The organism is Tardiphaga sp. 866_E4_N1_4, from assembly GCF_052076075.1.
Lineage (GTDB): Bacteria > Pseudomonadota > Alphaproteobacteria > Rhizobiales > Xanthobacteraceae > Tardiphaga > Tardiphaga robiniae.
Genome location: NZ_CP197242.1, coordinates 5,285,076 through 5,310,599, shown reverse-complemented (window position 1 = coordinate 5,310,599; position 25,524 = coordinate 5,285,076). Strand labels below are relative to the sequence as shown.

Annotated in this window: 26 protein-coding genes and 1 tRNA gene; 14 read left to right on the top strand and 13 right to left on the bottom strand. The window is 60.9% G+C overall.

Annotated elements, in window-relative coordinates; translation table 11 throughout:
- Positions 1-40: 40 nt before the first annotated feature.
- Positions 41-1,588 carry an ABC transporter substrate-binding protein gene (locus tag AB8B20_RS25575; RefSeq protein WP_439073168.1) on the bottom strand — a complete coding sequence of 516 codons (1,548 nt, stop codon included), beginning with the start codon at positions 1,586-1,588 and terminating at the stop codon, positions 41-43.
- 66 nt (positions 1,589-1,654) lie between these two features.
- Positions 1,655-2,428 (bottom strand): class II aldolase/adducin family protein, encoded by a 774-nt coding sequence (locus tag AB8B20_RS25570; protein ID WP_093759488.1) that lies wholly within the window; start codon positions 2,426-2,428, stop codon positions 1,655-1,657.
- Between the two features lie 138 nt (positions 2,429-2,566).
- Here AB8B20_RS25570 and AB8B20_RS25565 point away from each other — a divergent pair, with 138 nt between their 5' ends.
- The 4 genes from AB8B20_RS25565 (at position 2,567) to AB8B20_RS25550 (ending at position 7,036) form a co-directional block, all read left to right on the top strand.
- The gene (locus tag AB8B20_RS25565; RefSeq protein WP_231078048.1) at positions 2,567-3,265 is read left to right on the top strand and encodes a GntR family transcriptional regulator; all 699 of its coding nucleotides are present in this window, start codon (positions 2,567-2,569) and stop codon (positions 3,263-3,265) included.
- Positions 3,262-4,287, top strand: coding sequence for a histone deacetylase family protein (locus tag AB8B20_RS25560; protein ID WP_439073169.1), 1,026 nt, complete (start codon positions 3,262-3,264; stop codon positions 4,285-4,287). The genes AB8B20_RS25565 and AB8B20_RS25560 overlap by 4 nt, the downstream gene beginning before the upstream one ends.
- 154 nt (positions 4,288-4,441) lie before the next feature.
- Positions 4,442-5,719 carry a 4-aminobutyrate--2-oxoglutarate transaminase gene (gene gabT, locus AB8B20_RS25555; protein ID WP_439073170.1) on the top strand — a complete coding sequence of 426 codons (1,278 nt, stop codon included), beginning with the start codon at positions 4,442-4,444 and terminating at the stop codon, positions 5,717-5,719.
- Positions 5,720-5,746: 27 nt separating this feature from the next.
- Positions 5,747-7,036 (top strand): ArgE/DapE family deacylase, encoded by a 1,290-nt coding sequence (locus tag AB8B20_RS25550; protein WP_089262157.1) that lies wholly within the window; start codon positions 5,747-5,749, stop codon positions 7,034-7,036.
- Between the two features lie 55 nt (positions 7,037-7,091).
- On the opposite strand, the gene AB8B20_RS25545 is transcribed toward AB8B20_RS25550, so the two are convergent.
- Complete coding sequence (locus tag AB8B20_RS25545; protein ID WP_439073171.1) at positions 7,092-7,481, bottom strand: hypothetical protein; 390 nt, start codon at positions 7,479-7,481, stop codon at positions 7,092-7,094.
- A 228-nt stretch (positions 7,482-7,709) separates the two neighbouring features.
- Between AB8B20_RS25545 and AB8B20_RS25540 the strand changes: the two genes are divergently transcribed.
- Positions 7,710-8,117, top strand: a complete 408-nt coding sequence (locus AB8B20_RS25540) for a hypothetical protein (protein WP_439073172.1) — start codon at positions 7,710-7,712, stop codon at positions 8,115-8,117.
- Positions 8,118-8,430: 313 nt separating this feature from the next.
- Here the strand turns inward: AB8B20_RS25540 and AB8B20_RS25535 are convergent, their stop codons facing one another.
- Complete coding sequence (locus AB8B20_RS25535; RefSeq protein ID WP_439073173.1) at positions 8,431-8,844, bottom strand: VOC family protein; 414 nt, start codon at positions 8,842-8,844, stop codon at positions 8,431-8,433.
- A 266-nt stretch (positions 8,845-9,110) separates the two neighbouring features.
- Here AB8B20_RS25535 and AB8B20_RS25530 point away from each other — a divergent pair, with 266 nt between their 5' ends.
- The 5 genes from AB8B20_RS25530 (at position 9,111) to AB8B20_RS25510 (ending at position 13,682) form a co-directional block, all read left to right on the top strand.
- Positions 9,111-10,334, top strand: coding sequence for an ABC transporter substrate-binding protein (locus tag AB8B20_RS25530; RefSeq protein WP_068733339.1), 1,224 nt, complete (start codon positions 9,111-9,113; stop codon positions 10,332-10,334).
- 128 nt (positions 10,335-10,462) lie between these two features.
- On the top strand, positions 10,463-11,317 hold the full coding sequence (locus tag AB8B20_RS25525) for a branched-chain amino acid ABC transporter permease (RefSeq protein WP_068733337.1): 855 nt from the start codon (positions 10,463-10,465) through the stop codon (positions 11,315-11,317).
- Between the two features lies 1 nt (position 11,318).
- Positions 11,319-12,248: a branched-chain amino acid ABC transporter permease gene (locus AB8B20_RS25520; RefSeq protein WP_175368795.1), complete on the top strand. Its 930-nt coding sequence runs from the start codon at positions 11,319-11,321 to the stop codon at positions 12,246-12,248.
- A complete protein-coding gene (locus AB8B20_RS25515; protein ID WP_120288460.1) occupies positions 12,245-12,988 on the top strand; it encodes an ABC transporter ATP-binding protein in 744 nt (247 codons plus the stop codon). Before AB8B20_RS25520 ends, AB8B20_RS25515 begins: the two co-directional genes overlap by 4 nt.
- On the top strand, positions 12,975-13,682 hold the full coding sequence (locus tag AB8B20_RS25510) for an ABC transporter ATP-binding protein (RefSeq protein WP_439073174.1): 708 nt from the start codon (positions 12,975-12,977) through the stop codon (positions 13,680-13,682). The genes AB8B20_RS25515 and AB8B20_RS25510 overlap by 14 nt, the downstream gene beginning before the upstream one ends.
- Before the next feature lie 159 nt (positions 13,683-13,841).
- Here AB8B20_RS25510 and AB8B20_RS25505 read toward each other — a convergent pair whose 3' ends face one another.
- Positions 13,842-15,050: a DUF3419 family protein gene (locus AB8B20_RS25505; RefSeq protein WP_089262173.1), complete on the bottom strand. Its 1,209-nt coding sequence runs from the start codon at positions 15,048-15,050 to the stop codon at positions 13,842-13,844.
- A 169-nt stretch (positions 15,051-15,219) separates the two neighbouring features.
- Between AB8B20_RS25505 and AB8B20_RS25500 the strand changes: the two genes are divergently transcribed.
- Positions 15,220-15,912 carry a class I SAM-dependent methyltransferase gene (locus AB8B20_RS25500; protein WP_439073175.1) on the top strand — a complete coding sequence of 231 codons (693 nt, stop codon included), beginning with the start codon at positions 15,220-15,222 and terminating at the stop codon, positions 15,910-15,912.
- 1 nt (position 15,913) lies between these two features.
- Here the strand turns inward: AB8B20_RS25500 and AB8B20_RS25495 are convergent, their stop codons facing one another.
- Positions 15,914-16,792, bottom strand: coding sequence for a lysylphosphatidylglycerol synthase transmembrane domain-containing protein (locus AB8B20_RS25495; protein WP_439073176.1), 879 nt, complete (start codon positions 16,790-16,792; stop codon positions 15,914-15,916).
- A gap of 320 nt (positions 16,793-17,112) precedes the next feature.
- Here AB8B20_RS25495 and AB8B20_RS25490 point away from each other — a divergent pair, with 320 nt between their 5' ends.
- A complete protein-coding gene (locus AB8B20_RS25490; protein ID WP_439073177.1) occupies positions 17,113-17,334 on the top strand; it encodes a hypothetical protein in 222 nt (73 codons plus the stop codon).
- 16 nt (positions 17,335-17,350) lie between these two features.
- Here the strand turns inward: AB8B20_RS25490 and AB8B20_RS25485 are convergent, their stop codons facing one another.
- The 6 genes from AB8B20_RS25485 to AB8B20_RS25460 all read right to left on the bottom strand — a co-directional run bounded on the left by AB8B20_RS25485 (position 17,351) and on the right by AB8B20_RS25460 (position 23,169).
- The gene (locus AB8B20_RS25485; RefSeq protein WP_439073178.1) at positions 17,351-18,178 is read right to left on the bottom strand and encodes an NAD-dependent protein deacetylase; all 828 of its coding nucleotides are present in this window, start codon (positions 18,176-18,178) and stop codon (positions 17,351-17,353) included.
- Between the two features lie 354 nt (positions 18,179-18,532).
- Positions 18,533-18,919 carry a hypothetical protein gene (locus AB8B20_RS25480; protein ID WP_439073179.1) on the bottom strand — a complete coding sequence of 129 codons (387 nt, stop codon included), beginning with the start codon at positions 18,917-18,919 and terminating at the stop codon, positions 18,533-18,535.
- Positions 18,920-19,134: 215 nt separating this feature from the next.
- Positions 19,135-19,935, bottom strand: a complete 801-nt coding sequence (locus AB8B20_RS25475) for an ABC transporter permease (protein WP_244628390.1) — start codon at positions 19,933-19,935, stop codon at positions 19,135-19,137.
- A gap of 21 nt (positions 19,936-19,956) precedes the next feature.
- Positions 19,957-20,841: an ABC transporter permease gene (locus tag AB8B20_RS25470; RefSeq protein WP_093759510.1), complete on the bottom strand. Its 885-nt coding sequence runs from the start codon at positions 20,839-20,841 to the stop codon at positions 19,957-19,959.
- An 11-nt stretch (positions 20,842-20,852) separates the two neighbouring features.
- Entirely contained in the window at positions 20,853-21,908 is a 1,056-nt protein-coding gene (locus AB8B20_RS25465) for an ABC transporter ATP-binding protein (protein ID WP_439073180.1), read from the bottom strand.
- 97 nt (positions 21,909-22,005) lie between these two features.
- Positions 22,006-23,169 (bottom strand): ABC transporter substrate-binding protein, encoded by a 1,164-nt coding sequence (locus tag AB8B20_RS25460; RefSeq protein WP_176454477.1) that lies wholly within the window; start codon positions 23,167-23,169, stop codon positions 22,006-22,008.
- Positions 23,170-23,424: 255 nt separating this feature from the next.
- On the opposite strand from AB8B20_RS25460, the gene AB8B20_RS25455 reads away from it, so the two are divergent.
- Entirely contained in the window at positions 23,425-24,435 is a 1,011-nt protein-coding gene (locus AB8B20_RS25455; protein ID WP_439073181.1) for a Gfo/Idh/MocA family protein, read from the top strand.
- A gap of 141 nt (positions 24,436-24,576) precedes the next feature.
- A complete protein-coding gene (locus AB8B20_RS25450) occupies positions 24,577-25,302 on the top strand; it encodes a FadR/GntR family transcriptional regulator (RefSeq protein WP_439073182.1) in 726 nt (241 codons plus the stop codon).
- Between the two features lie 105 nt (positions 25,303-25,407).
- Here AB8B20_RS25450 and AB8B20_RS25445 read toward each other — a convergent pair.
- Positions 25,408-25,484, bottom strand: a tRNA-Pro gene (locus AB8B20_RS25445).
- Between the last annotated feature and the right edge of the window lie 40 nt (positions 25,485-25,524).

Genomic DNA, 25,524 nt, shown 5'->3' with positions numbered 1-25,524 from the left:
TGACAATCCGAGGGATCGTCACGGGCATCAGGCTGAAAGCTTACTTGTCGATCCAGGCGTCGCGGAAACCGTCATTGACGCCGATACCGGTCGTGATCAGGTTCTTGATCTTGCAGTTGGTGATGGTCGGGAACTGCAGTTCAAGCTGCCATGCCACAGGGACGTCCTCGACGAGGATCTTCTGGACCTTCTCGTAGATTTCCTTGCGCTTCGAATCCGGCGTGGCGACGGCGCCCTCTTCGAACAGCTTGTCGACCTCAGGATTGGAATAGCCCTCAAGGTTGTTGAACAGCTGGCCCTTCTGGATCGCGCTCGTCACGTAGTTACGGCCAACGCCGAGCGCCGGATCGCCGTACTGATAGAGATAGGTGAAGGAGATATCGTAATCCCACTCCATGTTCTTCTGGTTCGAACCAGGCACGTCGGTGGCGATGGTCTCGATATTCATGCCGACGTCGACGAGATTCTGCTTCACAGCTTCACCCCAGCGCGACCACGTCTCGCCGTAAGGCAGCGGCATCAGGCGGACCTTCTCGCCCTTGTAGCCGGCTTCCTTCAGCAACGCCTTGGCCTTGGCCGGATCGTAGGGATATTTCGGCACATTGTCGGTGTAGAACTTGATCGCCGACGACGACGGACCGGTGGCCACCTTGCCGAGACCGTTCCAGATCACGTCCTTGGCGAACTCGCGGTCCACCGCATACATGATCGCCTGACGAACCTTCTTGTTGGCGAGCACGGGGGTGCGGTTGTTGAGCCACATCCAGGCCATCGGCGAGAAGAATTCCCAGCCATCGCCGGTGACGCAGGTATTCGGCAGCTTGCTCACGCGCGGCACGTCGAAGTTCTCGATCGAACCGCCAGGCAGCACATCGACCTTGCCGGTCTCGTAGGCGACCGAACGCGCAGCGGCGTCCGGAATGATCTGCCAGTAGATGCCGTCGATATAGGGCTTGCCCTGGACGTGGTAGTTGGGGTTCTTCACCAGCTGGATGAACGAGCCCTTCTTCCATTCCTTGAACATGAACGGGCCGGTCCCGATCGGCGTGTTGTTCGCCGGATTGGTCTTGACGTCGCTGCCCTCATAGATGTGCTTCGGGATGATCGGCATCGAACCGACTTCGAAGATGCCGATGAAGGGGCCAAAGGGCTGCTTCAGCGTGAAGACGACGGTGTAATCGTCCGGCGCTTCGACCTTGTCGAGCTGCACGAGGTTGTTGCGCGCACGGGCATGGGTGACCTTGAGCGTCTCGATGGAGAACAGCACGTCGGCAGCGGTGAACGGCTTGCCGTCGTGCCAGGTCACGCCCTGCTTGAGCTTGAACGTGTAGGTCTTGGCATCCGGGCTGATGGTCCAGCTCTCGGCGAGACCCGGCTGCGGCTCCAGCGTTTTGCTGTAGCGCAGCAGGCCTTCATAGATATTGCCCGAGACCATCTGGGTCGGGCCGTTCTGGACGAGTGCCAGCATCAGGCCCGGCGGCTCTGGCTGGATCACCGCATTGATGGTGCCGCCCATCTTCGGCTCCTGCGCGAGCGCCATTGTACTCACGGTGCTCAGTGCCAAAGCCAATACAAATTTCTTCAACATATCTTTCCCCTTAGTGCCGGTTGGCACGTAACCCAGATCAGTTGACGATGTGTAGCGGAAGTCGGATCAATTCTTGTAATCGGCGTCCGTGCGATCGAGCATGCGCTTGAACGCTTCCCACTCGCTGTCCGGCTTGCCGCCTTCGGTGCCATGCACCTTGTCGTAACCGCGGTCATACTGGCCGGCGGTGTGTGCGGCAATGGCGTGGGACGGGCGAATGACTTCTGCGCCGGTTGAAAGAATCGCGAGCTGCGCGCGGCAGGAGCGCTCCATATTGAACATCAGCTTGAAGGCCTCACCGACCGAGCGGCCACAGGTGAGCAGGCCGTGGTTGCGCAGGATGAGAACCATCTTATCGCCGAGATCGGCGACCAGGCGCTCACGCTCGGACAGGTCCAGCGCGATACCTTCGAAGTCGTGATAGGCGATGCGGTCGGTGAACTGCATCGACCACTGGTTCAGCGGCTGCAGACCATCCTTCAGGCACGACACTGCGACGCCGGCAACGGTATGCGTGTGCAGCACGCACTGCGCATCGTGACGGGCGGCGTGAACGGCGCTGTGAATGGTGAAGCCGGCCGGATTGATACCGAGGCCGAGCGGATCGTCGACAACTTTACCGTCGACGTCGACGGTGACGAGGTTGCCGGCCGTCACTTCCTCGAAGCGCATGCCATAGGGATTGATCAGGAAGCGGTCCTGGGTGCCGGGGACGCGCACCGAAATATGCGTGTAAATGCTGTCATCGAGGCCGAGGCGATGGATCAGACGATAGGCCGCAGCAAGATCGATACGAACCTGCTTGGCGGCATCGAGGGTCGGCGTAAGGTTTGCATGCATATTCACAGGCGCGGTTCCCGGCTTTTTTTAAGGTGCGGGCAGGAAACACAATCGCATGGCAGCTCGCAAGATTAAACTGTCGACAATCGACGATTAATTCTTGTACAGGGGAAGAAACGGGTCCCCCGCATGCGTTTGATGTCTCCTCCAGTTGGTCTGACTGCCCTCGCCGACACCGATCTTGTCGGGCAGGTCGCACGCATCCTGACCCAGGCCATCATCAAGGGACAGTTGCTGCCCGGCGCCAAAGTCGTCGAAGCCGGCATCGCCCGCGAACTCGGCGTCAGCCGCGCCCCTGTCCGTGAAGCTGCACGGCTGCTCGAGCAACAGGGCCTGCTGGTCTCGCATCCGCGCCGCGGCTTCTTCGTCCGCAAGCTCGAAGCGACGGATATCGACGAGGTCTACGACCTGCGCATTTGCGTCGAATGTCATGCGGGCGTGCTCGCCTCGAAGAACATGACGCCTGCCAATCGCGACATGCTGCGCCGGCAGATCGACGTCATGCATGAGACTGCAGCGATCGACGATCACGCACGACAGATCGAGGAAGACTACAAATTTCACCGCATGATCTGCGAAATCGCCGGCAGCAAACGCCTGTTGCGCTTGTTCGACGATCTCGCTTCCGAACTGCGGATGACGATCGGCCTGATCGGCCGGCTCTATGACGATCCGCATCGGATTGCGCAGACCCATGAGGCACTGCTCGAAGTCCTCGAACAGGGGCATCCCGATATCATCACCGCACGGATCGACTATCACATCGGCGCCGCCTGGCGCGAAGTCGGCAAGCTGGTCCGCGAACTTCCCTCCTCAACGAATGGAGCCGCCACGTGAAGGCAGTGTATTCCGACAAGCACAAGAGCCATGATCCGCAGTTCTTTCTGGTACGCGGTCAGGTCCGTAAAACCACCGAGCAGCCGGAGCGCGCCGAGCGCTTGCTGAAAGGCCTCGCCGACGGCAAGCACACGATCGTCGCGCCGACCGAATTCGGCCAGGGCCCGCGCGCCCGCGTGCACTCGCCGGAATATCTGCGCTTCCTCGAAGGCGCCTGGGAGGAATGGATCAAGTTGCCGGACTACGGCCCGGAGATGATCGCCAATATCCATCCGAACCGCGTGGCAGGCAGCTATCCCACCCACATCACCGGCAAGCTCGGCTGGCACACCGCGGATACCGCAGCGCCGATCGGTCCTGGCACCTGGCTTGGTGCCTGCGCTTCCACCGATGTCGCCGTTACCGCGGCGCAGATGGTGATGGACGGTGAGGACGCCGTCTATGCACTCTGCCGCCCACCCGGCCACCACGCCTATCGCGACATGGCCGGCGGCTTCTGCTTCATGAATAATTCGGCCATCGCCGCCGAACATCTGCGCACCAAACATGAGCGCGTCGCGATCCTCGATGTCGACGTGCATCACGGCAACGGCACCCAGGGCATCTTCTATGCGCGTCTGGACGTGCTGACGGTGTCGATCCATGCCGATCCCGTCGGCTACTACCCCTTTGTTTGGGGCTACGCCCATGAGAAGGGCGAAGGCAACGGCCTCGGCACCAATCTCAACATTCCGCTCGCGCTCGGCACCGGCGACGACGGTTTCATCGATGCGCTTGCTGTCGCCGAGAAGACCATCAAGTCGTTTGCGCCGACGGCTCTCGTTCTCGCCCTCGGCCTCGATGCATCCGAGCACGATCCGCTGGCGGCCCTGAAAGTCACCACCCCAGGCTTCAAGCGCATCGGCGAAGCCGTGGCGCGCATGGGCCTGCCCACCGTTCTCGTTCAGGAAGGCGGATATCTGTCCGACATCCTGGGCGCCAACCTCACCTCGACGCTCGCCGGTTTCGAAGCCGCGCGGTGATTGGACTTATCGAGTGAACACCAGCACGCCGCGCTCTCTTAACCTCTCCCCGCAAGAGCGGGGCGAGGGAGCCTACAGCGCCCGGCGCAGCAGCCTGCTCCATCCACTGATCCACACCCAACAACATCCAAGAAAACTCGAAGGACAAACTCGCATGCCAACCAACGCAGAAATCTTCGCACGCCGCGAAGCCGCCGTTCCACGCGGCATCGGCCATTCCACTCCGATCTCGGCGCAGCGCGCGCTGAATGCCGAAGTCTGGGACGTTGAGGGCAAGCGCTATGTGGATTTCGCAGGCGGCATCGCCGTGCTGAACACCGGCCACTGCCATCCGACCATCATGGCCGCCGTGCGTGCGCAGATGGAGAACTTCACGCACACCTGCTTCCAGGTGCTGCTGTATGAATCCTACGTGACCCTCGCCGAGCGCCTGAACAGGCTGGCGCCGATCGACGGCGCCACCAAGACCGCATTCTTCACCACCGGCGCCGAAGCCACCGAGAACGCCATCAAGATGGCCCGCGCCGCTACCGGCCGCGCCGGCGTGATCGCCTTCACCGGCGGTTTCCATGGCCGCACCCACATGACCATGACCATGACCGGCAAGGTGTTCCCCTACAAGAAGGGCTTTGGCGGCGCCATGCCGGAAGTCTGGCACGTGCCGTTCCCGGCCGCGCCGCTCGATGTCACCGTTGAGGAATCGCTCAAGTATCTCAGCTTCCTGTTCAAGGCCGACATCGATCCAGCCCGCGTCGCGGCCATCATCATCGAACCCGTGCAGGGCGAAGGCGGCTTCCATCAGGCCCCGCCGGAGTTGATGCGCGCGCTGCGCAAGATCTGCGACGAGAATGGAATCGTCTTCATCGCCGACGAAGTGCAGACCGGTTACGGCCGCACCGGCAAGATGTTCGCGATGGAACATTACGACGTGAAGCCCGACCTCATCACCGTGGCGAAGAGCCTCGCCGGCGGCTTCCCGCTGTCGGGCGTGATCGGCAAGGCGAAGATCATGGACGCTGCCGATCCGGGCGGCCTCGGCGGCACCTATGCCGGCAACCCGCTGGCGATTGCCGCTGCGATGGCCGTGCTCGACGTGTTCGAGAAAGAGAAGCTGATCGACCGCGCCAACCATATCGGCGAGCGCATCACCACGCGCCTGAAGAAGATGCAGCAGCGAAACGACCTCGTGCCGATCGCCAGCATCCGCAATGTCGGCGCCATGATCGCCTTCGACATCGTCAAGGAGCGCGGCTCGGATGCGCCGGACGCCGAAGTGACCAAGAAGGTGACGCAGAAGGCCACCGAGGAAGGCCTGATCCTGCTGTCCTGCGGCGTCAACTTCAACACCATCCGCGTGCTCGTTCCGCTGACCGCCCAGGATGAAATCCTCGACGAAGGCATGGACAAGCTCGAGCGCGCGCTGACCGCCTGAGCCCTCTCACAAGAAAAGGAAAAACACATGGCTCTCGATCCCGCCCTCCGCGACAAGATCATCGCCGCCGTCGACAAGGGCTTCGATGCCCAGGTTAAGTTCACCCAGGACATGGTGCGCCACGTCTCCACGCGCGGCAACGAACACACGATGCAGGACTTCATGTTCCGCGCCATGAAAACGCGCGGCTACAAGATGGAGCGCTTCGAGATGGATCGCGCCGCGCTCGGCCATCATCCCGGCGCCGGCGCCTGGGACGAATTGCATTCGACCGCGCCTATCGTGGTCGGCACGCATTATCCACGCGAGGAGAAGGGCCGCTCGCTGATCATGCAGGGCCATGTGGACGTGGTGCCGGAAGGCCCGCACGACATGTGGACCACGCCGCCTTACGACCCCGTGATCCAGGGCGACTGGATGCAGGGCCGCGGCGCCGGCGACATGAAGGCCGGCTGCGCCTCCAACATCTTCGCCCTCGACGCACTCAAGAGCCTCGGCCTGCAGCCGGCGGCGACGGTCTATCTGCAGTCTGTCGTGGAAGAAGAATCCACCGGCGACGGCGCGTTGATGACACATCTGCGCGGCTACAAGGCCGACGCCGTTGTTGTGTCGGAGCCGTCGCATGAGACGATCACGCGCGCCAATATCGGCGTGGTCTGGTTCCAGGTCGAAGTCCGCGGCGTGCCGGTGCATGTGCAGCGCATGGGCACCGGTGCTAACGCGATCGACGGCGCCTATCGCATCATCGGCGAATTGCGCAAGCTGGAAGCCAAGTGGAATGCGACCAAGGACCAGCACGAGCACTTCAAGAACATCGAGAAGCCGGTCAACCTGAACATCGGCAAGATCGCCGGCGGCGACTGGGCGTCATCGGTCCCGGCCTGGTGCAAGGTGGACTTCCGTATCTCGCTGTTGCCCGGCAAGACGGCCGAAGCTGCGAAGAAGGAGATCACCGACTGCGTCGCCGCCTTCGCGCATCAGGATCCGTTCCTGTCGAACATCCCGCCGACCGTGACCTTCAACGGCTTCCAGGCCGAAGGCTACGAACTCAAGCCGGGCTCGGATGCAGAAGCCACGCTGGCCGCGGCGCATGAAGCGGTGTTCGGCCAGAAGCCGAAGCCGGAAATCTCGCTCGCCTATCTCGACAGCCGCGTCTACGCGCTGTTCGACAATGTGCCGACGCTGAACTACGGCTGCATTTCGCGCGGCGTCCACGGCTTCGACGAAGGCGTCAACCTGCCCTCGCTGAAGAAGACGACGACGGCGCTGGCGCTGTTCATCGCCGAATGGTGCGGCGTGGAAGAGATCAAGGCCTGATCATTCAGGCCTCAGCCTGAAGACCGAATGGGCGGCGGAGCAATCCGCCGCCTTTTCATTTCTGCCAGCTGCAGATGCCACCTGTGCGGCACGGCCAGACCTGCACCCGCGTGTCCGCCGCATTGGCGTTCAGCGGATTGCTGCGACGGCCAACCTTCTTCTGCGCAGCGGCGCGCTGTGCCACCGGCTTCGCAGACTGCGCGCGCACAAGACGCGGTGCTGCCTTCGCCGGATCAGCTTTCACATTCGCCTTCGCATCGGCCTTGGCCTGGATCTGCACCTGCTCGAATGACGCGGGCGGGCCCAGCAGTTTCGGCGACAGCACGGCCTTCTGCAGGTCGAGCAGCAAGAATTCGCCGGGCTTGTATGTGTCCGCTTGCGCGGCACCGACGCACGCCAGCAGACTGACGCCGGCCGCAATCATACTCAAACGCTTGCAACTCATTTACGCCTCCTGAGGCCGGTTCCCGGCTTCTGGACTGACAATGTCTCTAAGCTAAGCACGGATAACGTTGAATCCAGCCCCGAGTTTCCCCGGAAAGTGCCTGCGGCGCAGGCATTTCTGGCGGTAAGACTAACCGTCCATCGCGCACCCGCCGATTGATCCAGCGCAATGCGACTCCGCGCTGCTGCGCCGACCCTCCGCTCAATCACTTCAGCAGCGGAGACCGCCATGACATCCGTCCAGCCCTATCCCATCGTCAGCAATCTCATTGAACGCATTGGCGACTGGTTGATCCAGCGCCGCCAGCTCAACAAACTCGGTGCGCTCGACAGCGGCGAGTTCAGACGTATGGCCCATGAGCTTGGCCTTGCGCCAAGCGATCTCGATACGATCGTGCGCAGAGGCGTGAACGGTGCGGAGGAATTGCCGCAGATGCTCCGTGCGCTCGGTTTTGACGAGGCCGCCATTGCCAAGATCCGGCCACCTGACATGATGGAGATGCGCCACGCCTGCGCCAGTTGCGCGCACAAACGGGCCTGCGGCGCCGACCTCGCAACCAAGACGGCGGCGGCGAACTACGAGAACTATTGCGCCAATGCCAACGACATCACGCTGCTGGCCCGGGCTGCGGAGTAGATTATTCTCCACCTTTACTAAAAATGCTCGAAAAGCCGGCCAGGTAAGCCTAATCGGTTAGGTTAAGATTTGGTTTAAGTTGCGACAAAACCCGGCTGGGATAGCGTCGATCACGTCGCGCAGTGGGGCGCGGAAGTCGCTTTCCAGCCCCGAATTTCAATGCACGGCACGGGACCGCCGTTATTACCTGCGTCGGCGGTCCCACCCCTTGGCCGACAATCCTGACCACCCAAACACGCAGCCGTTACCCATTACGCGACCTGCGTCGTGCTGCGACTGCGTGCGTCCGATCACGTGCAGAGCATCGGTGCGCCTAGATATCAGCGAACACCTCCAGCAAATTCCCGTCGGGATCGCGAAAGAACAGCGTGCGGTGTCCAAAGACCTGATCGGTCGGCGGTGACACGAGGCTGATATCTTTCCGCATCAATTCCTCGGCACACGCATCGACCTCCGCCACGGAAACCTTGAAGGCGAGCTGAAGTGCTGCATTGCCAACCGGGACCGGATGATCCGACGCGGTGCGGCTTGGTATCGCCAGAGCTAACGTGTTGCTGCCGATACGAAATTCTATCCAGCCGGACGACAGCACGCGCTGCAGCGAAAAGCCGAGCACTGTCTCGTAGAAGCGACGCATCGCGTCCATGTCGCGGACGAAGATGACCGTGTAGTCGATGGCGCGAATGGCTTGAAAGGCTGAGCTGGTGCCTGCACCCTGTTCATTCATCCCGGCTTCTCCATGCTCATCCGGCGAGACGATCCATCAGCGTCAAAGCTCGCACGGCTGGCTGCGCGTCTACAACTGCAGGGCACACCGCGCATGCGCGTCATCGCAACGCAACAGAATTACACGTTGTGAATGCTCGCAATTTAATCCGCGACACAGTGTTGCTGTGCGCAATCTTCCTTGACTTGCTCTCGCCGCACTTGGCAGTCTGTGATCACACAAAAAAGCATCGGGCAACGACCCAGATGCCTCTAGGGAGAGACACCATGGACTCATTTCTGAGGCCGCTTGCGGCTGCGAGTATGATTGTTGCTGGCGCCCTTGCTTCCACTGCTCCAGCATCTGCCCAGCAAGCGCCGATCAAGATCGGCATTCCGACGTCGGTCCAGCTGCAGGTCGGTCGCGACACCCAGAACGCCGCCAAGCTGGCCATCGAAGAGATCAACGCCAAGGGCGGATTGCTCGGCCGCAAGCTCGAAATGGTTGTCGCCGACGAGACCGAGAATCCCGAACAGGGCATCGCTGCAATCAAGAAGCTCACCGCCGACGACAAGGTCAACGTGCTGATCGGCGGCTATACGTCAGGCGTCACACTGGCCCAGCTGCCGCATATTTCCAACGCCAAGACGATCTATATCGGCGTCGGCGCGGCCTCCCCGGCCATCACCGCAAAGGTGAAAACAGACTATGAGAACTACAAATATATCTTCCGCGCCTTCCCCATCAACGCGGCGCATCAGGCGCGCGCGCTGGTCGACTTCATCAACGGCAAGCTGAAAGGCGAGATGGGCCTGAAGAAGATCGCCATCGTCGGCGAGAACGCGAAATGGGTGCAGGATCTCGTTCCGATCCTGAAAAAGGGCGCGACCGACGGCGGCACCGACGTGACGCTGGCCGAATTCTTCGACACTTCGACCTCGGATTTCTCACCGCTGTTCGCCAAGGTGAAGAATTCCGGCGCGCAGTATCTGATCGTCGTGCTCTCGCATGCCTCATCGGACATCTTCGTCAAGCAGTGGCATGACGCGCAGGTGCCGATCCCGATCGGCGGCATCGACGTGAAGAGCCAGGATGCCGACTTCTTCACCCGCGTCAGCGGCAAGGCCAACGCCGAGACCGTCGGCATGTTCGCCATCCGTGCGCCGCTTACTCCGAAGACCATTCCGTTCTGGGATGAATTCGTGAAGCGCTTCGGCACCGCGCCCGTCTATACCGGCATCGGCGCCTATGACGCCGTTTATGTCTATGCCGATGCCGTGAAGCGCGCCAACTCCATCGAGCCCGATGCTGTCATCAAGGAGCTGGAGAAGACCGACCATGTCGGCATCGCCGGCAAGCTGGTGTTCGACGAAGTACACGACGTGAAGACCGGCCCGGGACTGCAGAACCTGCTGTTCGTGCAGTGGCAGAAGGACGGCGCCCGCGTCGTGGTCTGGCCCAAGGAAGCCGCAACCGGCCCGATGATCGCGCCGCCATGGATGAGCAACTGATTTGTTGATGGCGGTCATCTGACCGCAGCGTAACCGCGCGGCCGGCGATCCCTCGCCGGCCGGAAAACGGGAGAAGCGAGCCCGAAGAAGTTCGCCCTCCGCCGTCCGGTCTTCAACAGCGGGTTCTCATGCTTCAGATTCTGATCTACGGCGCGGTCTCCAGCGCCATCTATGCGATGCTGGCCGTTGGTTTCACCCTGATCTTCGGCGTCGCCCGCATCCTCAATCTCGCCCATGGCTCGTTCTACGCACTCGGCGCCTATGCGGCCTATGTCCTCACCTCGCTGCTTGGCGTTCCGCTCTTCATCGCAGCCCCGCTGGCGGTATTGATCGTCGCCGGCTTCGGCGTGGTGATGGAGCGTTTTCTGGTGCGTCCGCTGCGCTCGTCTCAGCTCGCCGTGCTGATGATTACCCTCGCCGTTTCGCTCGCGGTCGAACAGGCGCTGTTCATCACTTTCGGCTCCGAATATCGTAACGTGCCTTCCTTCGTGGCTGACAAGCTCTCGATCGGCGGCGTCGATATCTCCGGCCAGCGCCTGCTTGCCCTTGTCGCCGGCGTCCTCGTGCTGCTCGGCCTCTGGCTGTTCATCCAGCGCACCCGGCTCGGCGCCGCCATCCTCGCTGTCTCGCAGGATCCGGAAGCCGCGCAATATATGGGTATCCCGACCAACCGCATTTTCTCCATCGTGATGGCGATCTCCGCCGGCACCGCGGCGCTGGCCGGCGTGCTGGTGTCGCCCTTCCTCACGGTGCAGCCCACCATGGGCCTGCTGCCGATGGTGAAGGCCTTCGCCATCGTCATCGTCGGCGGCCTCGGCTCGATCCCCGGCAGCATCATCGCGTCGCTGATCCTCGGCTATTCCGAGACCATCGTCGCCTATCTGATTTCGACATCATGGACGGAGCTGGTGTCGCTGGTCGCGGTCGTCGTCACGCTGATGATACGTCCGTCAGGACTCCTCGGGCGACGGGCGGCATTCTGACATGAAACGCATCGCCCCCATCGACATCGCAGGCGGCATCCTCGTCGTCGCCTTCCTCGCGCTGCTGCCCATGTTCGCCGCCAGCAACTATCTCACCGGCGTGCTCACGGTCTGCGTGATCTACGGCATCTGGGCCTCGAGCTGGGACTTCATGTCCGGCCTCACCGGGCGCGAGAACTTCGGCCACTCGCTGTTCATCGGCGCCGGCGCCTATACCGCCGGCTTCCTGTCTTCGATCTGGTCGACAAATCCGTGGGTCAGCCTGCCGCTCGGCGTGGTGATCGCCATCGCCTTCAGCCTGCTGGTCGGTTTCCCGACATTGCGGTTGCGTGGGCCATATTTCGCGCTGGCGATGCTCTCCGCCTCCGCGATCCTGCAGCGGCTGTGTCTGATTTTCTGGGAATATACCGGCGGCGAGGAAGGCATCTACGGCCTCGATCCCTTGATGAAGAATCCGCTGCATTACTACTGGTTCGTGCTGGCGATTCTCGCGGTCACCGTGATCGCGCTGACGCTGCTGGCGCAGTCGCATTGGGGATTACTACTCCGCGCAATCCGCGGCGACGAGGCGACCTGTCAGGCAGCCGGCATCAACGTCACCTTCTACAAGATCGTGTCGCTGATGATCTCGGCCGGTTTCGCCGGTCTGGGCGGCGCGCTCTATGCGCATTATCAGCTACAGGTGTCACCGCCGCTGTTCTCGGTCGTGGTCTCCATCACGGTGATCATCATGGTCTATGTCGGCGGCATCGGTTCGATCTATGGCGCCGCCGTCGCCGCGATCCTCCTGACGTTGCTCACCGAGATGCTGCGCGGCTTCGGCGAATACCGGCTATGGATCTACACGCTGACCCTGATGCTGATCCTGTTCTTCCTGCCTAATGGACTGATCGCGCCGCTCTGGCGCCGGCTGACGGAGCGCCTGCGATGACTGACCTGCTCGAAGTCAACGGCGTGACCAAGCGCTTCGGCGGCCTGACCGCAGTCAAGAACGCGAGTTTCACGCTGAAGAAAGGCGAGTTCACTGGCATTCTCGGCCCCAACGGCGCCGGCAAGACCACACTGTTCAACATCCTCACCGGCTTCATGCAGCCGACAACCGGCACCATTCACTTCAACGGCGAACTGGTGCGCGAGCTTGCCCCCTACAAGGTGGTCAATCGCGGCATGGCGCGCACCTTCCAGCTCACCCGGCCTTTCGTCGGCATGAACCTGCTGGAGAACGTGCTGGTGGCCTGCATGTCGCCGCGCGCCAGCGAGGACAAGGACAAGGAGGCGCGCGCCAGCTATCTGCTGGGACAGGTCGGTCTCGGCGGACGCGACAAGGAGCCGGTGGAGACGCTGCCTTACGGCGACCTGCGGCGATTGGAGATCGCCCGCGCGCTGGCGACCCGCCCCGATCTGCTGCTGCTCGACGAGCCCTTCGCAGGGCTAGGCAGCAGCGAGATCGAACAACTGGCGCAACTGATCCGCAGGCTGCATCGCGAGGAGAACCTCACTATTTTGCTGATCGAACACAAGCTGCGCGAATTCATGGCGCTGGTGTCGCGCGTGATCGCGATGAATTTCGGCGAAATCATCGCCGTCGGCCCACCGGAAGAAATCGTGAAGAACGAGAAGGTGATCGAGGCCTATATCGGCAAGACGGAGGAAGCCCATGCCTCTGCTTGAAGTCGCCGATCTCAAGGTCAGCTATGGCAAGGCGCTGGCCATCGAATCCGTCTCGATCAGGGTCGAGAAGGGTGAGCTCATTGGCGTGCTCGGCCCCAACGGTGCCGGCAAGACCACACTGCTGAAGGCCATCTCACGCAGCATCGCTTCCCAGGGCACACTGAATTTCAAGGATGCGTCGCTACATCCGATCGAGTCATACAATGTCGTCGCCAAGGGCATCTGCCACTGTCCAGAGGGGCGAAAACTGTTCTCGGAATTGTCGGTGCTGAAGAACCTGCAGCTCGGCGCTTACCTGCGCAAGAACAATGCCGACGTCGAGAAGGACCTGGAGCGCGTCTTCACGCTATTCCCAGTGCTGCGCGAACGGCAATGGCAACAGTCCAGTACATTGTCGGGCGGCGAACAGCAGATGGTCGCCATCGGCCGCGCGCTGATGGGCAGGCCGGAGCTATTGCTTCTGGATGAGCCGTCCGTCGGCATCGCGCCGCGGCTGAAGGGGCTGATTTTCGACTCGATCCAGCAAATCCGGAGAGACGGCACCGCCATCCTGATCGTCGAGCAGGACGCGACATCGACGTTGCGGATCGCGGATCGGGTCTATGTGCTGGAACATGGGCGGACGATCCGCGAGGGGACGTCGGCGGAGATCGCCGGAGACAAGTATATCCAGCAGATCTATCTGGGGGTGTAGTCACACTTAGCTGTCGTCCCCGCGAAGGCGGGGACCCATATACGCTGGATTACAAATCAGAACGAGATCGTTGCAGCTCTGCCGCTTCTATCACGCTGCCCGTGGTTATGGATCCCCGCCTTCGCGGGGATGACAATTACAACGGCTGGTGAGCAATGCTTACGCCTTGCGCGTATACAGATGAAACCCGCCATAGATGCCGGAGCGATCCGCAGCCAGACCTTCGGCACTGCGCGCCTCATCGCGCTGCCACGTCTCACGCAGCGATGCATGTTCAGGATCGTCCAGCGGCGACTCGGCGCCGGCGGTGCGGAAGATCACCCGGATGCCGTCCTTGCCGGCGCGGTCGATCGCGTCCCACAGCGCACGGATTTCATCCGGCGCCATCCAGTCCTGCGAATCCAAGAGCACAACCGCGTCGATCTGGCGGGCCGGAAGGCTCTCCAGGAACACGCGCAGATTGGCATGCACCGGCGTGACCAGAGCGGCGCGGCTGGCGGTGTCCGCGTAACGGCTCTGCTGCAGATAGAGCGGCAAGCACTTGTCACCGGGGCCGACATAGCTGCGGCTCAGCGCCTGCCAGGCAAAATAGTTGTTGGCGTTCGGATGCACGTCGATCAGAGCGAGCAGACGCTGATGCAGCACTTCGTTGAGCGGCTGGTTGCCGCCCAGCAGCGTGCGCTGCTGCGGCGGGATGCCGAGGCTGAACAACAGCGCCGGCGTCTTCGTCATCATACGAGCGAGCCGCGAATGAAACAGCCAGTGCAGTCGTTCCAGCGCACGCTTGCGCGCCGGGGACTGCTTGTCCTCGTGCAACAACGCTTTGAGATCGATGCGGGCGAGCTTCGCCAGCGTATGCGCGAAGCCGATGAAACGGCCGAGCGCGCCATGACGATAGAAGCCGTCACTGAAGTAACCGTAGCGCGGGCGGCCCTGGATATCGCGCTCGTCCCAATAGCCACGCGCTTCGGCATCGAGCAGCGGCCGCAGCCGCTCGCGATAGAGGCCCACATTGGTATCAGATGCGCCTTCGCCGAAGAATTTCCAGAAATCCTGATAGTTCGGCAATGCGCGCAGGCCGGCGAGTTTCAGCTTCAGCAGCGACAGATGCGCCTCGTTGAGATCGACCGCGTAGACATGCTCGGGCTTCGCCGACAGATAGGATAGCGCGTTGCAGCCACCGCTGGAGATAGTCACAATCGTCGAACCGGGCGCCAGTTTCAGCGCCGCCATGTCCGCTTCGGGATCTTCCCAGATCTGGGTATAGACCAGCCGACGGAACCAGAAGGCAAACAGCCTGTCCCAGATCGTCGTTTCCTCGCGACCACGGCTATTGCGAACGGCGTCGGCGATCAGATGCGTATTCATCGGCTTCTTGGACCCTTCGAATCGACAATCTGAAATTTTTATCAAGCGCAGACTGCGGTTTTGCGACAGTCATTCTAAATTTCGGCCGATTTCCGCGACGAAACTACTGTCACACCGCTGTCGTGTTGCGATGAAATGGATCGCTCATCCGGATGCGATGAGGTGCGCCATGACGATTGTCTCCGAATACGAAGACGGCGGTCAGCCCGCATGGTCGAACGAAGCCACCCATCGCATGAACCGGATGTATCGCTGGCAGCGCTTCATCTATGACGCGACGCGCCGGTACTATCTTCTCGGCCGCGATCAGCTCATCGCAGAACTCGCGCCTGCGCCGGGCGCGACGGTGCTGGAAATCGGCTGCGGTACCGGCCGCAATCTCGTTCAGGCTGCTCGGAAATATCCACAGGCGGTATTCTACGGCATCGATATTTCGACCGAGATGCTGACCACGGCCATCGCGTCAATTGCCCGCAACGAGCTCACGGATACCGTCCGTGTCGCCCATGGCGATGCGACGAATTTCGATCCGGCACGCATCTTTGCTGTTCCGTCATTCGATCACGTCATGATTTCCTACAGCCTCTCGATGATCCCAAGCTGGCAGGATGTGCTCGATCACGCCGTATCGCAGCTCAAGCCCGGCGGCCAACTGCACATCGTCGATTTCGGCCATCAGGAGCGGTTGCCAAAGATCGCGAGCAAGCTGCTGTTGCGCTGGCTGACGCTGTTCGACGTGACGCCGCGCCGCAAGCTTCTCGATGTGCTGAAGGCGCTCGCCGAGCGTCATCACGCCAATCTCGATTTCAACCGCCCGTTCCGCGGCTATGCGCAATCGGCGGTGCTGACGTTGCCGAAGTAACTCAGGCGAGCTTGCGTCTGTTGACATTCCGGTAGGCTTCAACGGCGCCGAACAGCGTCAGCGACAGCACGAATGGAATCAGGTGATAGAATAGCCGGAACAACAGCAGCACAGCCAGCAGTTGTTCAGTATGTTCGCCGCCGAGCCCGACAAGGATCGTGGCATCGAACACACCGATGCCCGCGGGTGCGTGGCTGGCGAATCCCAACAGCGTCGCAGCGATGAAGACGACGATCACCTGCGCGACGCCAACATCCATCGTCTCGGGGATCAGCACATACATCGCCAGAGCTGCCGCCCCGAGATCGACGAGCCCGATCCCGATCTGGAAGAACACGTTGCGCCCGCTCGGCACCGGCACCGACCAGTTGCGGCCACCGAGCGTCCGAATGCCGTTCCATGTCCAGCCGACATAGGCGAGGATGCCGACGAGAATTGCGACAGCGATAAAGCGGTTGATCTCGGGCGAGAGCTGATCGATCCGGCTGATGGCGCCTGGCTCGTGCAAGGTGCTGAGCGCCAGCGCGGTGAGATTGCCGAGCCAGAAGGTCAGGCCGGTGAGAAAGCAGATGCGGGCGACGCCGGCAGGACCGATGCCATGCGGTGCATAGATCCGGTAGCGCACTGCCGATGACACCAGCAGCACGGCGCCGGTTCCGTGCGAAATCGGGTAGCTGGTGAAATTGGCCAGCGCTGCAATCCTGAAGGGAATGTCCCCTCGCCCGATCATCTGCAGCGCCAGCCAGTCATACAGCGTCAGGCTGCCGTAGGAGATCGCCACCAGCACCAGCGCCAGCGCGATGCTGCCTGGCGGTACCATGTGCATGGCAGACAGCACGTGGGCGAAATCCACGCCCTTAAGCGCCTTGGACAGCGCCATAAACGCAATCGTGGCAATTGCTATGCTAAGGAGCGCGCCAAGCCACCTCCAGCTGAGGCGCGTACGCATCAGCTGCATGATATTTTTCAATGCGGGTGGCACATTGTTCTACTTTTCATTAGGTCTGAGCACGCCGTGATTCGCGCATGTGTTCGCGCGTTCTGTTGCACGTCCATGTGACAGCTGCGCAAAAGCAGCGTTTTGGCGCCGCCCAACAATCCGGTGATTTCCAGATTTCGCCCCCGCCATGTCGCATCAAGGTCATGCGGGTTCCGTAAGCCATGCACACTGAATGCACTGATTCATCCAAGCAGGACACCATGTCGACCGAGACCGAATATCAGCTCACCGAAAACCAGTGGGACACATTGCGGATGCTTCGCCCAGCGATCCTGCCACCGGCCAAGCTGAACCGTTACGTGCTCGATCAGCTGGTTGCGTTGGGACTGGTTGCGCTATCGGACACTCACCCGGCGCTCACGCCGATGGGCCGCGCCGTGGTTCTGCGCGGCTGTCCGCGACTGTGGGACCTGGCGGCCTGAGCCGAGGCCTGCGTCGTTAGGGCGTATCCGCCCGCTGAAGCAGAAATGCGAGCGCGTCCTCGCAGCGATCTTCGACTTTGAAGCTGAGAAACTCGTCGGCGCGCGTGCGGCCGAGATTGACCGCGACAATCGGAATCCCCGCGCGCACCGCGGCTTGCACGAAGCGAAAGCCGGAATAGACCATCAAAGACGAACCGGCGATCAGCATGGCATCGGCGTTCTGCAAGTGGCCGAGCGCGGCATCGACGAAGTCGCGCGGCACGCTCTCGCCAAAGAACACGACATCCGGCTTGAGGATGCCGCCGCAGATCTCGCAGGCCGGCACGACAAAGGATGCGAAATCGACGCCCTCCAGATCGGCATCGCCATCGGGCGCAACGGCCGCATCGAGGTCCAGCCATCCCGCGTTCAAGCGACCCATCCCGTGCTGAAACTCGTCTCGCCGAATCCGGCGTTCGCAGCCCATGCAGCGCACGAGGTCGAGCCGGCCGTGGAGGTCGATGACCTTCTTGCTGCCAGCGGCCTGATGCAACCGGTCGACATTCTGGGTCAGCAGAACTTCGCATTTGCCGATCTGTTCAAGACACGCCAATGCGTGATGCGCATCGTTTGGTCGCGCCTGGCCAAACCGACGCCAGCCAATGAGACTGCGCGCCCAATAACGCTGCCGCGTCAATTCCTCGCCCATGAAGGCCTGAAAGGTCACAGGCTGTGTGCGTTTCCAGTTGCCGTCGGTGTCGCGATAATCGGGAATGCCCGAATTGGTGCTGCACCCGGCACCGGTCAGGACAAACAGACGTTGATGGCGATCGACGAAGTCGCGGAGGACATTGGGTGGGGTCATAGGGGAACGTTTATCTCTCGGCAGCAAATCATGCCAAGCCACCACGGATGCGGCACCTGGCACTGCATATGTGGGGACGGAATTCGGCGAGTCCACCACGCGAGATCACGCCGCGGCGTCGAATATCGCTGGCGAGCGGATGAACCGGTTTGTTCATGAGTGGAGACAAGGTGCTTGCGACAGTCGGAATGACTCATTTTATCTGGCAGAAAACATTTCCCGAAGCGCCGCTGCGCTTAGGTAAATGAACCGCAACAGAAACGATCGAGATTTCTGGGTCGGCAGCTCGAGGCTACGCGTCTAGACCCGATAGTCCCGGGCGGCTGACACACGCGGCTCCTTGCCGAAACGAAATCAATGGATGCTCCGCTTGGCCCAACCATAGGCAACCATTGCATCGTGAAGTGCATTCCTAGCATCAACAGTACTGACCGGATCTTCGCTCGCAGCAGCTAGCCTGCTGACGACGTCAACCCATTGAGGGGACGCGCGGGTTTCAGCTCCAACGTAGCGCTGGATCCATCTCAGCGCCGAAACAACCGACAACAGCTTCCGATCACCGGTCGGAGTCTGGCCAGGCGCATCAGCGGTTAAAGTGATCGGCGCGAAGATGACCTGCACCGTTACCCCGTCGGTTGGTGGATTAAGTTCCAAGCCGGTGTAGCGCAAAGTACGACGTATCCGCAAAGTCACGAAATTCAATTTGGAAACAGGCGCCCGTAGGACCGCGCTGATGCCCATGAACCAATATGCGAACGAGAACCCAGCCGGCTGCTCGTCATCGGACTGTTCAACGTTCCATACATCGGCACGCCTCGAACGGCAGGTTCAAGATCGCGACAAAAGTCGATGCCAGTTGCTAGGTCCGACTCCATGCTTCGGCAGTGGTTCCTGTCCGCGCTGCGTCATGAGCCAACCTTGGCGATGACCAAACACGCGCCGCCTCAAATATGAATTTACTTGTCGAGCTTGAACACCATCTGTGTCGGGCGCACGAACCGCAATGCGATCAGAAGCAGCGTCATGACCATCACCATGTAGATCACGGCCATGGCATCGATGGAATAGACGGGGCGGACACCACCGGCAAACATGTTGTAGAATAGCGCGACGACGAGCGTCTGCGATCCACCGCCGCCGAGAAGAAATGCGAGCTCGAAATTCGATATCGTATTGACCAGCACAAGGACGCCAGCGGTCAGTATTCCCGGTACCATCAGGGGAAATAGAATCCGCCTGAAAATCTGAGCCCGGCTTGCGCCAAGCATTGACCCGCTCCATTCCAGATTGACGCTGATCTGCTCGAAAAATGGCATCAACACGAAGACGGCCAACGGGACCATCGGCACCAGGACCGCTAGAATCACGCCGACGACGGATCCGCCGACCCCGTATCGGTAGAGAGTGGTCGCCAGCGGAATCCCGTAAGTCATCTGTGGGATGACCAGCGGCAGAAAATACAGCAGCAGAATGACCGATTTGAATCGGAAATTTCGTCGCGCAAGAATGTAAGCGGCCGGAAATCCAATGGCCAATGCAAGAAAGACGACAACGACTACGATTAGCAGCGTGACACCTAACACCTGCCCCAGATCGAAATTCTTCCACGCATAAGCAAACCAGTCCGTCGTATAGGCCGGCGGCAGCAGGCCGCCGAACCAACGCTTGGCGAACGAGCTCACGACAACGTGCGACACGATCCCGAGCATGTTGAGGATAAAACCCACAATGAACAGATAGAGCGAGAGCTTCCACATTCTGCTTCGCATTGTGCGGCCCTATCTCTTTCCGACGCCCATGGTCGCTGCCGGCGACAACCGGCGACGGAACAGGATGATGACCAGCAGTGCTGCCAGCTGACACAGGCCCATAACCACCGCGATCGCGGAAGCAGCCGACATGTCATATTGTTCGAAGGCCTTCTGATAGGCCGCAATAGAGATCGTGCGCGTGGTACCCGCCGGCTGCCCGAGCATGATGGCGGACGGAAAGACCGCGAAGCTCATGACGAACACCAGCGCGAATGCGATGGCAAGACCGGGCGCGATGAGCGGCAGCATCACACGCCGGAAGACGATCGAAGGTGTCGCACCCAGCATCCGCGCCGAGCGTTCAAGGCTGGGATCGATGCCGGATATGTATCCCAGCAGCATCAGGAAGCAGAACGGAAACTGCTGCATGAACAACGCCAGCATAACGCCAGCGTAGTTATGGGTCAGGATGAACGGCTCTTTGATAAGCCCTAGTCCGAGAAGGACCTGATTAAACCAACCCTGCGAACCATAGAAACCCAAGATACCTTCCGACAGCAGGATCACGCCAAGCGAAATAGGCATGATCAAAATCGTCGTCACGGTCCGTTCCATGAAAATGCCCCGGCGCATGCCGTAAGCCAGCCAAAGAGCGAGCAGAAGGACAACGATCGTAGTGGGAATCGCCAGACTGAAGGTGATCCAGATCGTACCATACTGATAGGGATCGCTGAAGAAGGTGAGATAGTTAGCGAGGCTGAAGCCGCCGACCTTTTGCGGCTGAAGGCTGAGATAGACACCATACAGAAACGGATAGACGAACATGCAGAGAACGTAAAGCAAGGACGGCAGCAAACAGAAGAATGCCAGCGCGTCGAATTCGCTCTTCTCATCGTTGGCTACGGCGCGCATTATTTTCTCGCCTATTCCGCAGGAAGCAAGACGACCTTGTCGATCGGAAACTGAAGGCCAATCGTGTCGGCGGTTCGTATCGCCTCCGCGGTGCGTAACCACACTCGCGTATTGTCATTGATGCGTATGGCGGCTTCCTGTTCCCGACCGAGATACTCGACCACTTCGACACGGCCACTGACATCCTCAGCGCCCGGCACGACTTCACCGCCCGCCCGGATATCGTCCGGGCGAATCGCCATGACCATATCGACATCCGCCCGCACATCGGCCGCTGCCCGCGCTCGAATTCGGATTCCGTCGCCGACACCTTCGGCGATTCCGTTGGACACTGACGCGATCCGGACCTTGAAGAAATTCCGGAAACCCATGAAGTCCGCCACGAAGACATTCTTGGGCCGGTCGTGGATTTCCTGTGGGGTGCCCGACTGCATCAGGACGCCATTGCGCAGCACCACTATCCTGTCCGACAGCGACAGTGCTTCGGCCTGGTCGTGAGTCACGTAGATCGACGTCAGCCCCAGCGCGGCGTGGATCTGCTTGATCTCCGCGCGCATCTCGACTCTCAGCTTCGCGTCGAGGTTCGAAAGCGGCTCGTCGAACAGCATCAGGCGCGGATGCAACACGAGGGCCCGCGCAATCGCAACGCGTTGCTGCTGACCGCCGGAGAGCTGGCCCGGATAGCGCTCCTCATAGCCGGTCAATTGCACCAGCTTGAGCATCGCATCGGTGCGCTTCTTGATCTCCTCCTTGGACAATGGCTTCAAGGTGAGCCCGAACGAAACGTTGTCGAAGACCGTCATGTGAGGAAACAGCGCGTAATTCTGGAACACCATTCCGAATGCGCGCTTCTCGGGCGGCAGATGATCGACCCGCGCTCCATTGAGCCTGATCTCGCCCTCGGTCGCCGCAATCAGGCCAGCGACGATCGACAAGGCCGTCGACTTTCCGCATCCACTCGGTCCGAGGAAGGTGACGAACTCGCCCTTTCGGATATCGAGTTCAAGGTTGTCCAGCACGGTCTTGTTGCCATAGCGCTTGGTGATTCCAAGCTTCAGCGAGTCCAACCTATCTCCCGGCCCGTTCATGTCGTCCCGTTTCTGAGTAAGAAGCAGCAAGGTCATCGGCGGGCCGCACACACGGACCCGCGCGCTCTCGAATTGATTACTTCTTGACCTGGTTTGCGCCCACTTCCCGGTCCCAACGATCCATCGCGTAGCTCAATTCCTTTACGCCGAGCGGCGGGGATACTTTCCACTTGGTTCCGACCTCGTCGTATTCCGGCCGCCAAAACTCTTTCACCAGTTCCTGGATCTCCTTGGGTGCCTTTTCCATGGTGGCTGCCGTGATAGTCGGCCCAATGAAGCCCGGCCAGGAAAGCACCTGCTGCTCTGGCCGGCGCATGAACTTCATGAGATCGAGAATGACGTCGACCTGCTCTTTCGGCACGCCTGTGGGGATGCACCAGTAATGTCCGTCGACCACGAAGGTCGTGTTCTGAAGGATGGTGATCTTGGAGTCCGGCGGGATGACGCTCTGGGCGCGCGGCTTCATGTCCCATTCCATGATGCCGGCGATGATCCAGCGTTGCCCCTGGGCGAATTCCTTCAATGTGATCGCGGTGCCCGTCGGATAGTATTCGACGTATTGCCCAAGCTCCTTCAGATAGGCCCAGGTCTTGTCCCACCCCTTGTCGGGATCAAGTGGCTTCGAGTCATTTAGAATGTGCGCCATGCCCAGCACGATCGACCGGCCCGGTCCGCTATTCGCCGGCCGCGCATACATCAGCCGACCCGGATTTGCCTTCGCCCAGGCCAGCAATTCTTCGGCGGTTTTCGGCGGGTTGGGGACCTTGCTGGGATTGTAGACGAACACCGGGCCGCCGGCGTTGCCTACCGACGGCACCATATAATCGCGGCCTTCGTCGTACAGCGCCTTGCCGGCAGGCGTCATCTCATCGCGCGGAAACTGCTTCTCAAAATCGGGGATCTTGATCAATTGGTTGTTGGCCGCGAGAAACGCGCCGCCGTCCTGTCCGGTCAGCACAAGGTTGATGTCCAGCCGTCCGGCATCCTGTTGAGCCTTGATCTTGGCCGGCAGCTCCGGCGCCGGCGCACGCTGAATCCTGATCTCCTTGATCTTGTCCGGATTGGCCTTCTTGTAGTTCTCGATGATGACCTGGGTAGATGCGAGATCGCCACCGGTATCGATGATCGAGAGAACGATGGGCTCGGCGGCCCGCAGAGGTTCACCAGCGAAGGCCGTCACGGCGAGGACAGCCACGGCGCCGGCAAACGGGCGCAATAATGCATTCGGACAGATCCGCATTTCCGATTCCTCCCTGGCATATGCACCCGCGTCGCGCGCGGTTGTCATTTATTTGTAAACACAGCATCGACGAGTTGGGCGACATCTGTCAAGCATTGGGAGATCGCAATCGGCCGATCATGAGCAGGAGTTGCTGATGTCGCGATGTCGCACCTTGCCCGTCCTGCTCGTTCGCATATCAATCTGTGACGTCATAACCGCCCCTAAGAGCCGACAAGTCGGCGCCTTGAGAAGGTCGGCCATCGGGAGAGACGCATGCCAATTGGAGTCGGCCTGATTGGGCTAGGAATGGCGGTGAGGCCGCATATTCTTTCGTTGCTTGAATTGCAGACGCAGGGACGGATCACAATCGTCGGCGGGTTTGCGCCGTCAGCGGACCGGCGGTCAGCGTTTTCACAGCAGTGGGGCGTTCCGGCTTTCGATAGCCAAGAGGATTTGCTGTCGCGCTCGGATCTCGATCTCGTCCTGATACTGACGCCCCCTGGAAGGCATCTGGCGACCGTGCAGGCTGCAGCCGCAGCAGGGAAGCACATTCTGGTGGAGAAGCCCGTCGAGATATCGGTTGCCAGGGGTGAGGAACTCGCGGCCGTCACGGAGGCTGCTGACGTGCGGTGCGGCGTGTGCCTGCAACATCGCTTTCGTCCCGCAGCACTACGCCTGAAGGCGGTGCTGGATCAGGGAGATCTGGGCGATATCCTGTCGGCGAGTGCATCGATCCGCTGGTGGCGTGATGACGCCTATTTCCGTCAACCGGGCCGCGGCATGAAGGCTCGCGATGGCGGCGGCGTATTGCTCACGCAGGCCATCCATACGCTCGATCTGCTTTTGCATTTCGTGGGGCCGCACAAGGACGTCGCCGGTTTTGCATCGACCTCGCCGCTCCGAACGATCGATACTGAAGACGTGACGGCGGCGGCCGTGCGCTTCCAAAGCGGTGCCATCGGCGTGCTTGATGCCACCAGTGTTGCGCGGCCCGGCTATCCGGAGCGTATCGAAATCGCTGGCACGCGCGGCTCGGCCTATCTCGAGACGTTCCAGTTGGTCATCCATCGCCACGAAGGCCCGCCAGAGACGGTCGGGACTGCGCAATCCGGCGGCGGTGGCGCCGATCCAATGGCGTTCGATCACGGCCCGCATCGAGGCGTGATCACCGAGATGCTGGATGCAATCGAACAGGGCCGCGAGCCGTACAATAGCGTGCGCTCCGCCCTTCACGTGCAGCGGCTGATCGAAGCCTGGCTGTCAGACGCCGCCGCCCGCGCCTGACCGACGCTCTCACGACCGCTCGCGCCCAAGCAGTTTGGCCAGCGCTGCAATCCCGGATTGTCAGCGGCAGTGCACCGACTTGTCAAAAAGATGTAATGTTGCCAAAGACTGGAGCATGTTCGGAGCAAGGACGGGGTGAACATGGGCTCAACGGTCAAACGGGACGACATTCCGGAGCGCCCGGCTGTGACGGGAAAGCTTAGCGACCGCGTCTACGACCATGTCCTCAGCCAGATCACGGTCGGAATCTATCCGGTCAATGCGCGGCTCCCTCCTGAGACACGCCTGGCAGATCAGCTTGGCGTTTCGCGCCCGGTTGTCCGTGAAGCACTGATGCGGCTGCGCGATGACGGCGTCGTCGCATCGCGGCAGGGCGCCGGTTCGTTCGTGATGCGACGTCCCGCGGCAGACGTTTACAACTACGCTCCCGTGGGAAGCATTGCCGATATCCAGCGCTGTTTCGTATTTCGGATCGGCATCGAAGGAGAAGCCGCCGCGCTTGCCGCGCGCGATCACGACCCGGAAGGTCTGCGCCGGATCCACGACGCTATCGTGGCACTTGATCAAGTGATCGCAGATGCCGCGCTGGGCGTAGAGGAAGACATTGCGTTCCACCGTTCGGTCGCAGAGGCCACCGGCAATCGCTTCTTCGCCGCGACTCTCGCCGCGATCCAGTCTCAGGTGAGCGTGGGTATCACGCTCAATCGAAACCTCTCCTTGATCCAGCCTCGCGACCGACTTCTGCGTGGGCAAGAGGAGCACCGGGCCGTGTTCGATGCGATCGCCTCCAGAGACGAAGCCGGAGCTCGCGAAGCCATGCGGTCGCATATCGAGAACGCCCGCAAGCGCGTTTTTGAAGGCGGATAGCTGCGCGCAACAGGGCACGCGCGCCCTGGTGGTCGTTCTCAGATGAAAATCGGGAGTTCTTGACAGACGGCAGCGCCGCGAAAGGACGCTAAGTCATTGAAATCATGGTCGGAGTGGCAGGATTCGAACCTGCGACCCCTGCGTCCCGAACGCAGTGCTCTACCGGGCTGAGCCACACTCCGACTAAGAGCGCGGCTTATAGCCTTGGGTTTCGCATCCTGC

What these genes read in the sequence shown, in the direction of transcription:
- AB8B20_RS25575 (WP_439073168.1), bottom strand. Translation starts at nt 1,588, where the DNA reads ATGTTGAAGAAATTTGTATTGGCTTTGGCACTGAGCACCGTGAGTACA.
- AB8B20_RS25570 (WP_093759488.1), bottom strand. Translation starts at nt 2,428, where the DNA reads ATGCATGCAAACCTTACGCCGACCCTCGATGCCGCCAAGCAGGTTCGT.
- AB8B20_RS25565 (WP_231078048.1), top strand. Translation starts at nt 2,567, where the DNA reads ATGTCTCCTCCAGTTGGTCTGACTGCCCTCGCCGACACCGATCTTGTC.
- gabT (WP_439073170.1), top strand. Translation starts at nt 4,442, where the DNA reads ATGCCAACCAACGCAGAAATCTTCGCACGCCGCGAAGCCGCCGTTCCA.
- AB8B20_RS25550 (WP_089262157.1), top strand. Translation starts at nt 5,747, where the DNA reads ATGGCTCTCGATCCCGCCCTCCGCGACAAGATCATCGCCGCCGTCGAC.
- AB8B20_RS25545 (WP_439073171.1), bottom strand. Translation starts at nt 7,481, where the DNA reads ATGAGTTGCAAGCGTTTGAGTATGATTGCGGCCGGCGTCAGTCTGCTG.
- AB8B20_RS25540 (WP_439073172.1), top strand. Translation starts at nt 7,710, where the DNA reads ATGACATCCGTCCAGCCCTATCCCATCGTCAGCAATCTCATTGAACGC.
- AB8B20_RS25535 (WP_439073173.1), bottom strand. Translation starts at nt 8,844, where the DNA reads ATGAATGAACAGGGTGCAGGCACCAGCTCAGCCTTTCAAGCCATTCGC.
- AB8B20_RS25530 (WP_068733339.1), top strand. Translation starts at nt 9,111, where the DNA reads ATGGACTCATTTCTGAGGCCGCTTGCGGCTGCGAGTATGATTGTTGCT.
- AB8B20_RS25525 (WP_068733337.1), top strand. Translation starts at nt 10,463, where the DNA reads ATGCTTCAGATTCTGATCTACGGCGCGGTCTCCAGCGCCATCTATGCG.
- AB8B20_RS25520 (WP_175368795.1), top strand. Translation starts at nt 11,319, where the DNA reads ATGAAACGCATCGCCCCCATCGACATCGCAGGCGGCATCCTCGTCGTC.
- AB8B20_RS25515 (WP_120288460.1), top strand. Translation starts at nt 12,245, where the DNA reads ATGACTGACCTGCTCGAAGTCAACGGCGTGACCAAGCGCTTCGGCGGC.
- AB8B20_RS25510 (WP_439073174.1), top strand. Translation starts at nt 12,975, where the DNA reads ATGCCTCTGCTTGAAGTCGCCGATCTCAAGGTCAGCTATGGCAAGGCG.
- AB8B20_RS25505 (WP_089262173.1), bottom strand. Translation starts at nt 15,050, where the DNA reads ATGAATACGCATCTGATCGCCGACGCCGTTCGCAATAGCCGTGGTCGC.
- AB8B20_RS25500 (WP_439073175.1), top strand. Translation starts at nt 15,220, where the DNA reads ATGACGATTGTCTCCGAATACGAAGACGGCGGTCAGCCCGCATGGTCG.
- AB8B20_RS25495 (WP_439073176.1), bottom strand. Translation starts at nt 16,792, where the DNA reads ATGGCGCTGTCCAAGGCGCTTAAGGGCGTGGATTTCGCCCACGTGCTG.
- AB8B20_RS25490 (WP_439073177.1), top strand. Translation starts at nt 17,113, where the DNA reads ATGTCGACCGAGACCGAATATCAGCTCACCGAAAACCAGTGGGACACA.
- AB8B20_RS25485 (WP_439073178.1), bottom strand. Translation starts at nt 18,178, where the DNA reads ATGACCCCACCCAATGTCCTCCGCGACTTCGTCGATCGCCATCAACGT.
- AB8B20_RS25480 (WP_439073179.1), bottom strand. Translation starts at nt 18,919, where the DNA reads ATGGGCATCAGCGCGGTCCTACGGGCGCCTGTTTCCAAATTGAATTTC.
- AB8B20_RS25475 (WP_244628390.1), bottom strand. Translation starts at nt 19,935, where the DNA reads ATGTGGAAGCTCTCGCTCTATCTGTTCATTGTGGGTTTTATCCTCAAC.
- AB8B20_RS25470 (WP_093759510.1), bottom strand. Translation starts at nt 20,841, where the DNA reads ATGCGCGCCGTAGCCAACGATGAGAAGAGCGAATTCGACGCGCTGGCA.
- AB8B20_RS25460 (WP_176454477.1), bottom strand. Translation starts at nt 23,169, where the DNA reads ATGCGGATCTGTCCGAATGCATTATTGCGCCCGTTTGCCGGCGCCGTG.
- AB8B20_RS25455 (WP_439073181.1), top strand. Translation starts at nt 23,425, where the DNA reads ATGCCAATTGGAGTCGGCCTGATTGGGCTAGGAATGGCGGTGAGGCCG.
- AB8B20_RS25450 (WP_439073182.1), top strand. Translation starts at nt 24,577, where the DNA reads ATGGGCTCAACGGTCAAACGGGACGACATTCCGGAGCGCCCGGCTGTG.